At 59.3% G+C, this 11,618-nt stretch carries 10 protein-coding genes and 3 tRNA genes; all 13 read right to left on the reverse strand.

The genetic code is table 11. The features are described from left to right. Positions 1-950 (reverse strand): Wzz/FepE/Etk N-terminal domain-containing protein (locus OUZ52_RS20650; protein ID WP_266160445.1); only part of this gene is annotated, 950 nt, incomplete at its 3' end. Positions 951-976: 26 nt separating this feature from the next. After that, positions 977-1,471 (reverse strand): low molecular weight protein-tyrosine-phosphatase, encoded by a 495-nt coding sequence (locus OUZ52_RS20655; protein ID WP_323135382.1) that lies wholly within the window; start codon positions 1,469-1,471, stop codon positions 977-979. 1,694 nt (positions 1,472-3,165) lie between these two features. Next, a tRNA-Cys gene (locus OUZ52_RS20660) sits at positions 3,166-3,239 on the reverse strand. Positions 3,240-3,317: 78 nt separating this feature from the next. Next, positions 3,318-3,393 (reverse strand) — tRNA-Gly (locus OUZ52_RS20665). A gap of 145 nt (positions 3,394-3,538) precedes the next feature. Continuing rightward, positions 3,539-3,614: transfer RNA gene (locus tag OUZ52_RS20670), tRNA-Gly, on the reverse strand. Positions 3,615-3,672: 58 nt separating this feature from the next. Further along, the gene (pgsA, locus tag OUZ52_RS20675) at positions 3,673-4,275 is read right to left on the reverse strand and encodes a CDP-diacylglycerol--glycerol-3-phosphate 3-phosphatidyltransferase (protein WP_266160454.1); all 603 of its coding nucleotides are present in this window, start codon (positions 4,273-4,275) and stop codon (positions 3,673-3,675) included. Further along, on the reverse strand, positions 4,265-6,073 hold the full coding sequence (gene uvrC / locus OUZ52_RS20680; protein WP_266160447.1) for an excinuclease ABC subunit UvrC: 1,809 nt from the start codon (positions 6,071-6,073) through the stop codon (positions 4,265-4,267). The genes pgsA and uvrC overlap by 11 nt, the downstream gene beginning before the upstream one ends. Before the next feature lie 44 nt (positions 6,074-6,117). After that, positions 6,118-6,579 (reverse strand): low molecular weight protein-tyrosine-phosphatase, encoded by a 462-nt coding sequence (locus OUZ52_RS20685; protein WP_266160448.1) that lies wholly within the window; start codon positions 6,577-6,579, stop codon positions 6,118-6,120. Between the two features lies 1 nt (position 6,580). Next, a complete protein-coding gene (gene kdsB / locus OUZ52_RS20690; protein WP_266160449.1) occupies positions 6,581-7,357 on the reverse strand; it encodes a 3-deoxy-manno-octulosonate cytidylyltransferase in 777 nt (258 codons plus the stop codon). 8 nt (positions 7,358-7,365) lie between these two features. Next, positions 7,366-8,676, reverse strand: a complete 1,311-nt coding sequence (gene aroA / locus OUZ52_RS20695; RefSeq protein WP_266160450.1) for a 3-phosphoshikimate 1-carboxyvinyltransferase — start codon at positions 8,674-8,676, stop codon at positions 7,366-7,368. After that, positions 8,673-9,776 (reverse strand): prephenate dehydratase, encoded by a 1,104-nt coding sequence (pheA, locus tag OUZ52_RS20700; protein WP_266160451.1) that lies wholly within the window; start codon positions 9,774-9,776, stop codon positions 8,673-8,675. Before pheA ends, aroA begins: the two co-directional genes overlap by 4 nt. Before the next feature lie 93 nt (positions 9,777-9,869). Further along, positions 9,870-10,955, reverse strand: coding sequence for a 3-phosphoserine/phosphohydroxythreonine transaminase (gene serC, locus OUZ52_RS20705; protein ID WP_266160452.1), 1,086 nt, complete (start codon positions 10,953-10,955; stop codon positions 9,870-9,872). A gap of 152 nt (positions 10,956-11,107) precedes the next feature. Continuing rightward, positions 11,108-11,618: FHA domain-containing protein (locus OUZ52_RS20710; protein ID WP_266160453.1), on the reverse strand; the 511-nt coding region annotated here is incomplete at its 5' end.

An 11,618-nucleotide genomic window follows, 5' to 3' on the forward strand; every position in this document is an offset into this window, starting at 1 on the left:
ATATCGACCGAATGCGCCTTGATCTGGAATGCACTCAGCAGTGCTTGCGCGCGGTCCGAATCCGCCCGCACCTTAGGCAATTGCTCCTGCACAAACTGTAGACTTTTGGCGGCCTCGGCCGCATTCCAATCGACGTTTTGGTGCACGTACCACTCGCACACATGATCAAGTAACGCGATGGCAACTGTCGGGTTGGCATTCTGATAAGACAATCCAATGATGCCTGAGTCCTTGCCCAGCTCATTCGCCTGAATCGCCTTTTGCAGCGCGGTGATCGTGGTCAGTACACGCTCACGCCGGACATTGAAACGAGTGCCTGGATTCGCTCGCAGCTTCTTAACCAGCAGCGTCACTCCCTGCCCGCTCGCCGACTGCCCCACGCGGCCTTGCAGCAACAGACCGCGGTCATCCTGCAAGCTGTAGGTATCATTTTCGCCGGCGGTCAATGTCAGCGACTTACCAAGCAGGTCGTCACGCAGGCTGATCTGCGCGAGCTCAAGCTGCGAACCGCCCCAGTCGTAACTACGCATACCCAACCATGGGCTAGCCAACTCGCCGGGGTGCGCGTTGCGAAAGCGGCGCGCGACACCGGTACCGAACAACGGGAAATACCGCGGTTCAACCGTGATATCCAGCTTGAGATCGTTCACCGCATTGCCAATCACCGTGCGCGAGGTGATTAGCGCAATCTCGGTGGTCGCCTGTGAATTGGAAGCACCCAAGGTTTGACTCAGAGCACTCAGGCCAGGCAGGTCTGGCACCTTCTGCTCCACTTGCACGACGGCGGTCGACTCATAGATCGGCATAGCCAGTAGTGCATAGGCAATGCTGCAGATCATGAACAACCCAGTGACGATGATGATCAGCCACTTGTGATCCACCAACGTACCGAGCATGGCCTTTAGGTCGAGCTCTTCCTCATCACGCACAACGTTGCTGATGTTTGACATGGAGACTTTTTAGTTGGGAAGGGGGACTACAAATACGGCAACCAGCGCGACACGCCGTGATCGATCAGCTTATAGACGTGTTCGAACGCGGGGCGCTGCTGGCCGTAGGGATCGGGGATATCCTGCTCGTCCTGCCACTTACCCAGCAGAAATACCTTGCCACTGGCCTCCGGTGCCATACGGGTGATGCGGGCCGCATGGGCCTTCTCCATCACCAGCACCAAGTCCGCCTGACGCAGCATGTCGGCATCGAGCTGTTTGCCACGATGCGCACTGCCGTCAATGCCATGCTCACGCAGCAATTGCTCTGCGGTGACATCCATGGGACTGTCTTCGAGTGCACCCAAGCCTGCGCTGGATACACCGACATGATTTGGCGGCAGTCGCTGCCGCAACAAATATTCCGCCGTGGGGCTACGGCAAATATTGCCCACGCAAACAAGCAAGATGTTTTGAAACACTGCTTTGCCCAATCTCTGCAAACAAAGTTGAGGCCACACTCGGCGACCTGAACCCGACATCCCCCTGTTTCACCAACTCATGTATTGCCGGATGAAATTTCAAACATGGTAAACGAAGATCAAAACACCATAGCGAGAATCACGCCACGAATTGATCCTTAACACGAAGCCATACAGGTGCGGTTACAACAACGTTCTGCAAGGTGAAAGTTATGTATGTAGAACTTTAAGAATCAGTACAGACAAACGTCTTCGACACGCATCATCGATGCCACTATGTTTACCGCAGTAGCAAGTCATCAAGAAGCTGTGAAGCACAAACACCACGTGAGCTCTTGTGTTCATGGCCATATAGGTCGCCAAGAAGATGAGCCTGCGCATGCCCTAGCCACAACTAGAACTCACTACCGCGCAGACAACTCATAAAAAGCACTCAAAGCTATGGACCCATGTCGCGCAGCGGGAAGATCCATGCTTTAGCGCCATCACACCAACTAGACATGATCGAGTGGCAGGCGAAGAAACCAGCCCCCTCTTTCGACCTGCTGTTGACTCACCTCATCTGTGGCGCATGAGAATTCAATCACCGCTAATCGATGCCGCACCACAAGCACGGCGCCACTCCTTGAGAGACCCAGGCGATTCGCGTGCATCGAGACTCAACGCTACCCAGGCGCTGACGTAAGTGCTCTACCCGCACCTGCTACTGTCGCGAATAAATGCCATGAGACGAACCTCAGCAGTCCGACACAGATCATCAAACGAGAACCCGGCCGATCACTCCCAACCCTTCTGCCGCGATCGAAGAAGCCCATCCGGTCGGCTGATTGAGGCTCAAGTCACCCACGCTTCTCAGGTCGCAAGCAAGCGCTCGCGAAAATAATCGCGGCGCAGGTGGCATCCGACATTTTCTGCCATGTGCAGGCACCGTCACACACAGATAAATGGCCGTAACGTGCCCGGGGGCCCGGCGCCGGCCAGAAAGGAAGCGTTGCAAAAAAGACTCAAGAGCATGCGAAAGCAACCCGCCGGCTAGCCCACTGGTTGCTTTAATGCAGCGAGCCAGGCCCTCAGCTTAGAGCAGCCCGCATCATCAATAAGCAAGCGGGCCTGCAGAACGCAAACCGAACACCCCACGACCACCTATGCGCGATAGGACGCAGCAGCATGCATTAGGTACACGCCTTAGCCGTATACCTAAACGCCACAAGGGTGATCGATACGTTAAGCCTGCTTACTTACGCCGCCTGAGTCTGTAGCGAATCACCGGACCGAAGGTCCAGGCCCAGCCGACGATAACGATCGCCATGATAATTCTTGCACCCAACGGCCCCATACGCCCCCCAAAGCGTAATTTCTTATCGAGCCATAGTGATAGCTGTCACACACTGCCGCAATACGGAGAATTCCTAGGTCTTCCAGCCATAGCGGGTACCGGCAAATGACTGCCATGCGGCACATCCCGTCAGAGACAGGCAGCGCGCCCAGATGCACCGTACCTACTCGCCCCCATTCCACCTACCCTCAAAGCCCGCCATAGGCCCGGCGTGTCGGCATAGTTGGAGACGTGATGTGCCCTGGGTCGGCGCGGAATCCGTTTCGCGGCCATACGAGAACTCGCGCGCGCGGTTAAACCGCGAGCTGACGCGGCTTTGCCAGCTGAAACCGCGTGGTAAACGGCATTTCTCCGGCACTGAGCACAGGATGCCGGGCAAAGAAAAAGCGCCACATGGGCGCTAAGTCTTTGATTGCGATGGAGGCCCAGGTCGGAATCGAACCGGCGTACGCGGCTTTGCAGGCCGCTGCATGACCACTCTGCCACCGGGCCATCGCGTAAATCCTACCTGGTGCAAGCATCGGATTCACTTAAAAAACAAAACCTCGGATTGCCGAGGTTTTGCAAAACTGGAGCGGGAAACGAGACTCGAACTCGCGACCCCGACCTTGGCAAGGTCGTGCTCTACCAACTGAGCTATTCCCGCATCTGAGCCGCGAATCATAGCAGAACCGGTTCCGTTGTGAATAGCTACAACGTGCTTTTTTCGGTCACTGAAACGATGAACGGTTGAACCTGAGTAACTTTGGAAAAACAAAGCCCCGTACGTGTCCGGGGCTTTGTTTTGAAACTGGAGCGGGAAACGAGACTCGAACTCGCGACCCCGACCTTGGCAAGGTCGTGCTCTACCAACTGAGCTATTCCCGCATTGGAGTCGCATTCTAGCGAGTAAATACGGCTCGTCAAGCTTTTGTCATACGTCGATTCATGCATCGCGCTTGCTTGAATCTTCCAGCATCTCTGCGCTGCGCAACATCGGCCATGCCGCCCGCAAGTAGTGCAAGCCGGACCAGATCGTCAACACCCCGGCAATCACCAGCAGCGCCTCGCCGACGTGATAAAAACGCAACGCCTCTGCATCGTGCTGCACGATCAACACCACCAGCGCAATCATTTGCATGGCCGTTTTGAGCTTGCCGACGAAGGCCACCTTGATCGTGGCGCGCATGCCGATGCTCGCCATCCATTCGCGCAAGGCCGAAATGCTGATTTCGCGCCCGACGATCACCGCCGCGGTCACCGCCATCACAATGCCAGGCCAGCCACCACGGTGCGACTCGACCAGCAGGAACAAGGTCACGGCGACCATCAGCTTGTCGGCGACCGGATCAAGAAACGCCCCGAAGGCCGAGGTCAGGTTAAGCCGGCGAGCGAGATAGCCGTCAAACCAGTCAGTGATGGCCGCCAAGATGAAAACGATTGCTGCGGTGATGTTGTGACCATGAAAAGGCAGGTAATAGACCACCACCATGACGGGCAGCAACGCTACGCGGAATATGGTTAACCAAGTTGGCAGGTTAATGCGCATCTGCGAGGCCACGATCAATCCCCTTGATCCGCATTAATTCCTCGACACCGGCCGCCTCTACCCCGGCCAAGCCACCGAAAGCCTTTAACAAGGCCGAGCGACGACGGGCACCGATACCCGGCACATCCTCAAGCACGCTGCGCTCACGTGCCTTTTCGCGCCGTTTGCGGTGCCCGCTGATGGCAAAGCGATGCGCCTCGTCACGTACGGCAGCCACCAAATGCAGGGCCGGGGAAGCCGGCCCTGGATGCAGCTCGCGGCCAGAGTCAGCCAAAACCAGCGTTTCTTCGCCGGCACGCCGACCCGGGCCTTTCGCCACGCCGATAACCTGGATCCCGGAGACCCCAAGCTCGCGCAGCACGTCCAGTGCCTGAGCCACCTGGCCGCTACCGCCATCGATCAACAAAATATCTGGGCGCGCGCCCTCTCCTTCTGCAAGTTTGCGGAATCGCCGAGTAAGCGCCTGGTGCATGGCGGCGTAATCGTCGCCCGGCGTGATACCGGCAATATTGAAGCGGCGGTAGTGCGATTTCTCCGCCCCCTCAGGGCCGAAGACCACGCAGGACGCGACCGTAGCCTCGCCCATGGTGTGGCTGATGTCGAAACACTCGATGCGGCGCGGCGACTGACCCAATTCCAACAGTTTCTGCAAATCGTCGAAGCGGGCACCCAGAGTTTGCCGGCTGGCCAGGCGTGCGGTAAGCGAGGCTTGCGCATTACGCTCCGCCATTTGCAGAAAACGCGCGCGCTCGCCACGAACCCGCGCCTTGAGCTCTACCGCTCGTCCGGATTGCTGGGTCAGCAGCTCGGCCAGAATCGCCTGGTCGGCCAACTCCTCGCCAAGAATCAGCTCACGCGGCACCGGGCGATCGAGATAATACTGGGCGATAAATTGAGTCAGCACATCGGCTGGCTCGGCATCCAACGGCAATCGCGGAAAGAAATCGCGCGTGCCAAGGCTGATGCTGTTGCGGAAAAAAAGCACGCTGACGCAAGCCAGGCCTGATTCAATGCGGCAGGCGATCACATCCATATCGGCGCTCGCGCCCTGCACATGATGCTGCGCCTGCAACTGACGCAAAGCCGCTACCTGGTCGCGAATGGCAGCTGCACGCTCAAAGGCCAGGGTTTTGCTGGCGCGATCCATGGCTTCGGCCAGTTCGTCGATCACCACGCTGCTTCGGCCATCGAGGAACATCTCGGCGTGACGCACATCGCTGCGATAGTCGTCCACCGAGATCAATGCCACGCAGGGTGCGCTACAGCGGCCAATCTGATGTTGCAGGCATGGACGCGAGCGATTACGAAAATAGCTGTCCTCGCACTGGCGCACCTTGAATAGCTTTTGCATCAGGTTAAGGCTTTCACGTACGGCAAACGTGCTCGGGTACGGCCCAAAAAAGCGCCCAGGCAGGTTACGCGCGCCACGATGAAAGGCCAGCCGCGGATAGTCTTCCCCGCCTGACAGATAGATATATGGGTAGCTTTTGTCATCACGCAGCAAGATGTTGTAGCGCGGCTTGAGCGACTTGATCAGCTGGGATTCCAGCAGCAAGGCCTCGCCTTCGGTTCGCGTTACGGTGATCTCGACCCGCGCGATCTGCGCCACCATGGCGGCAATGCGCGGTTCCATCCTGGGTTTGAGGAAGTAGCTGCCTACCCGTTTTTTGAGATTGCCGGCTTTGCCTACATACAACAATTCGTCGGCATCATCGAAGTAACGATAGACACCGGGCGAACTACTCAGGTTACGGACAAAGGACTTGCCGTCGAAGGGGTGCGGCGTAGTGGGCTGCATGCGGAGATTTTAGCCCGATTGGATCGCTGATAGGTCGTGGGTGATCAGCCAAAACGCAGGCGTCTTATCAGGCCCGCTACACCACGCTCGGCCAACGCAACAGCCTCGGTGAAACCGGCGCGCGCGCCGTAATACGGGTCGGGGAAATCCAGCGGCGGCGACACCCGCGCCCAGTCCAGAAACAAGCCGACTTCAGCCTTGGCCTGAGCGCAGTCGAGACGAGATACGTCGCGCAGATTGTCGCGATCCATGACCAGCACCAAGTCATTGAGCTTGAGATCATCCGCTTGAATTTGCCGGGCCTGATGAGCGGTCAGGTCATAACCCGCCCATGCAGCCGCGGCGCACATACGGGGGTCGGCACCGCTGCCGGCATGCCAGGCTCCCGTGCCGCAGGATGCCACGGTCACGTCCAGGCCCGCACGAATCAGCTCATGACGAGCCACGGCCTCAACCAGTGGAGAGCGGCAGATATTTCCCAGGCACACGAAAAGTATGCGTTGCATGTCAATGCTGCGCGCGCAGCCATTGTTCGGCACGCTGCAGATCACTCAAGGTATCGATGCCTGGCGGAAAAGGTTCGGGCGTAAGGCGCACGGCAATCGGGTACCCATGCTCGAGCACGCGAAGTTGCTCTAGAGACTCGGCCTGCTCCAACGCCGTGCGGCTGAGGCCGGCGTAGCGCTTCAGAAACCCAGCCCGATAGGCATAGATGCCGATATGCCTTAAGAACGGCAAGCCGGCAGGCAATGCATCGCGATGTTCCGCGAAAGCATCACGCGCCCAGGGCAGCGGCGCCCGGCTGAAATACAGGGCGCGGCCAGCGGTCGCTCGCACCAGCTTCACCACGTTCGGGTCGAACAACTCGTGGGCGTGAACGATTTCTGTGGCCAGTGTCGCCATCGGGGCATCGTCCTCGGCCAATGCAAGCGCTACCTCACGAATACCAGCCGCAGGTGCGAAAGGCTCGTCACCTTGCAGGTTCACCACGATGAGGTCGTCAGGCCAACCGTAGTGCGCGGCGCATTCGGCCAGGCGATCGCTGCCGGACGCGTGGTCACTGCGGGTCATGCAGATTTCGACGCCCTGCCCGGCAAGCGCATCGGCAATCCGTTGATCATCGACGGCCACCACCACCTGGGCCGCACCCGCCTGCAGTGCGCGCTGGGCCACGCGCACCACCATCGGCACGCCACCGATCTCACGCAAAGGCTTGGCTGGTAGCCGAGTCGAGCCATACCGGGCGGGTATGGCGACAATAAAGGAGGGAACAGGAGAAGACATAAACGCCATTAGCCTGCTTGAGCAAGCGCAAAACCGCAGCCATTGGCCAATTCGAGAAAGCCGGGAAACGAGGTGGCGACGTTAGCGCAGTCATTAATCCGAATCACCCCCTGCGCCAGCAAGCCAGCTACCGCAAAGCTCATCGCAATACGGTGATCGCCATGACTCACTACCGTACCGCCGTTTAGCGTGCCGCCTTGAATCAAGGCGCCATCGGGGGTTTCTTCGATGGCTACGCCGACGGCGCGCATACCTGCTGCCATCGTTGCAATGCGATCGGATTCTTTCACCCGCAGTTCGGCCGCGCCGCGAATAACGGTGGGTCCTGCCGCGACGGCTGCGGCAATGAACAGTACCGGCAACTCATCGATCATGTCCGGCACCAGCGCCTCCGGCAGTTCAATGCCATGAAGTGGCGCATGACGCACGATCAAATCACCGACGGGCTCGCCGCCGCTTTCATGTTCGTTCTCAACCCGAATATCGGCCCCCATCAGGCGCAAGGCATGCAACAGGCCGGTACGACGAGGATTCAAGCCGACCGACAATAGACGTAATTCAGAGCCAGGCACGATGCAGGCAGCGACCATGAAGAACGCCGCCGAGGAAAAATCCGCCGGCACATCGACATCGGTCGCACGCAAGGCATGCCCACCCGATAGCCGCGCCGAACCCGGTGCAAAAGTAATCGGCCAGCCAAAGGCCGCCAACATGCGCTCGGTGTAGTCGCGCGTCGGATGCGGCTCGATGACCTCGGTCTCGCCTTCGGCATACAGGCCTGCGAGCAATAGCGCGGACTTCACCTGTGCGCTGGCCACCGGCAGCGTGTAGCGAATGCCACGCAGGGCTTGCCCACCGCGTACTTGCAGCGGCGGCAAACCATCCCGGGTGTCGATCTCTGCGCCCATCTGGGCAAGTGGCTCGGTTACCCGGCGCATCGGCCGTTTCGACAAAGACTCATCACCGATCAGCGTGCTATCGAATGTCTGTCCCGCCAACAAACCCGCAAGCAACCGCATGCCGGTGCCGGTGTTGCCGCAATCCAGGGTTTGCTTGGTGCCGCGCAGGCCATGCAAGCCAACACCATGGATAACCCGCTCACCGTCGGCAGGTGTTTCGATGCGTACACCAAGCTGCGCCAATACCGCAGCGGTAGCCCTTGTGTCCTCGCCCTCTAAAAAGCCGCGCACGTGCGAGCGCCCTTCTGCCAAGGCGCCCAGCATCAGCGAACGGTGCGAAACCGATTTATCGCCAGGGACACGCAGGCTGCCTTGCAGTGGTTTACCCGCCCGGCTCTCCCAATCCAAGCGATCACTCATGGCAGGGCCACCGGGTAAGAGCCCAGCACGCGCAATTTCGCCGCGCTTTCGCCGATCTCTTGCACGGCCGCTTGCAGGCTGGCGTCCTCGATATGACCAGATACATCGATGAAAAATGCGTATTGCCACTTACCGGTATGCGCCGGGCGTGACTCAATCCGGTTCAAGCTGACGCCATGCTTGGCAAACGGGCTGAGCACATCGTAAAGCGCACCCGGCTTGTCGTTTACCGTGATCAACAACGATGTGCGGTCGTTGCCGGAGGGTGGAAACAGCGAGCGGCCAATCACCAGAAAGCGGGTCGTATTGTCGGCGCGGTCTTCAATGGCCTTGGCCACGGTTTTCAAACCATAAACGCGACCTGCCGTTTCACCGGCAATCGCCGCCGCCTCATCCGCATGCCGCGCCAGCCGCGCCGCCTCGGCGTTGCTGCTCACAGCGATGCATTCGACATTGGGCAGATTGATACGCAGCCACGTCTTGCACTGCTGCAAGGATTGCGCGTGGGCGTAAACCCGCTTGACGTCTTCCAGCCGACCTAGTTGCGAATGCAAGCATTGATGCACACGCAGTTCGACCTCGCCACAAATGGTGGCATCCGAGGTAAGAAACATATCCAGGGTGACCTGGATCATGCCCTGGCCTGAGTTCTCGACGGGCACGACGCCAAAGTCGGCATGACCGGCCGCCACCTCCTGGAACACTTCTTCGATGCTGCCCAAGGGCAAACCGTAGGCCGCATGACCGAAATGCTTGCGTACCGCCTGCTCGCTGAAGGTACCCTCAGGACCGAGAAAACCGATCTTGAGCGGGTCTTCCTGCGCCAGGCAAGACGACATGATCTCGCGAAACAGCCGTACCATTTCGGTATCGGACAAGGGACCACCATTGCGGTCCACCACCATGCGCAGCACATGGGCCTCGCGCTCAGGGCGGTAATAATCGATCGCGGAAAGCCCCTCGCCCTTGACCTTGGCGACCTCCTGCGCCCAATTGGCGCGCTCGGAAATCAGCTCTTGAATCTGCTTGTCAATGCTGTCGATGCGCTCACGCACCTGGGTGAGCGGACCACTCTTATCGGGTTTGCGTTCGTCGGTCATGCTACGGCCGTCTGGATAGAAAGATGTCTCATCGGATGGTACATGGCGCTCACAGTGGCGCAAGCCCGAAATTCACGATCCACCGCTGCACGATCAACCGTGGCGTGCGGCAAAGTCGCGCATAAAGGCCACCAGCGCTTCGACCGCCTCAGGCGGCACGGCGTTGTACAGCGAGGCACGCATGCCACCCAAGGCCTTATGCCCTTTCAAGGCAAGCAGCCCGGCAGCTTCCGACTCCTGCAGAAAGACGGCATCCAGGGAGGCGTCATGCAGTGTGAAGGGCACATTCATGCGCGAGCGTGCGGCAGGATCAATCGGATTGCGGTAATAGCCGCCGGATTCGTCGATGGTCCGGTACAGCAGCTCGGCCTTGATACGGTTACGTGCCGCCATCGCGACCAGCCCGCCTTGTTGCTTCAGCCATTGAAACGTCAGCCCGGCGAGGTACCAGCCCCAGGTGTTGGGGGTGTTGAGCATGGAGTCATTGGCGGCATGCTCGGCATAACGGAAGATTCGCGCCATCGGCCGGGTCGGCCGCTGTAGCAAGTCGCGCCGCACGATCATCACCATCAAGCCCGAGGGGCCGATGTTTTTCTGCGCGCCGGCGTAGATCAAGCCAAAACGGCTGACATCGATCGGCTCCGACAAAATGTTCGACGACATGTCCGCTACCAACGGCACCTGCCCTACTTCGGGAATGCCGTGAAACTCCACACCATGAATGGTCTCGTTTGGCGTGTAATGCACATAGGCCGCAGCGGGATCCAGCTGCCAGCTATCCCGCGCCGGCAAGCGCAGATAATGGTCAGCCTTGCTGCTTGCCGCGATGTTCACGCGCACGTAGGACGCAGCCTCGCTGGCGGCCTTCTCGCTCCAATGACCATTGATGATGTAATCGGCACGGTCACCCTCGACCGCCAGATTCATGGGGATTTGGGCGAAATGCTGGGTAGCGCCGCCTTGCAAAAAGAGCACGGCATAGTCGGCGGGAATGGCCAGCAACTCTCGCAGATCGGCTTCCGCTTGTGCGGCCAGTCCGATAAACAACTTGCCGCGATGCGATAGCTCCATGACCGAGGCACCGCTGCCGTTCCAGTCAAGCAACTCACGCTGTGCACGCTCAAGCACCGCCTGCGGCAATGCCGCCGGACCCGCACTGAAATTCCAAACCCTGCTCACTGGCCGCTTCCCGTGAATATCGTCACCGCATTATGCCGATGAGACGAGAGCCAGGGAACGTGGGCAGCCTAGAAGGAGAAACAACATCGCGTGGAACATTGGAAGCGCGGCGATAGCTCGACCGCGTCGCTTCATCGATCAAGCGTCGTGGCTCAAAATCGCACCAGCAATACCAGCGCAATACCCAAAGCCAGTGCCGCTGCCGTAACGATCAACCACCAGACTTCGCCGCGCGGACCCGCATCTTCTTCCGGCAAACGCTCGGGGGCGGGGGGCGGCGCCACGATTTCGGGCTCCAACTCCATCCCGGGTGCATCGACGATGAAACGGTGCATGGCAAGACCCAGCTGGTCGCCGGGCTGCAACACGGTTTGCTGCACCTCAACTCCGTTGACGCATAGCGGATAACGCGCCGATGACTGGGTAGCCTCAAGCAGTAATTGCCCGTCTTGCCAAAAAATGCGCAAAGCCGCGCTCTCAGCCTGAGGCAATTCGAGCGAATAACGCCCCATCGGCCCCAGCGTCAGTGTGTCCTGCAGGGACAGCACTCGGCCAGACAACGGCCCGGCCACGGCACGCAAAGCCACCGTGCACCGCCCCTGCTCGGAAACCGGGATCGGCGCCCGCGGCGACGACGAGGCATCGTCGGCGCAAAGCAGCATG

The organism is Dyella silvatica (assembly GCF_026283955.1).
Taxonomy (GTDB): domain Bacteria; phylum Pseudomonadota; class Gammaproteobacteria; order Xanthomonadales; family Rhodanobacteraceae; genus Dyella_C; species Dyella_C silvatica.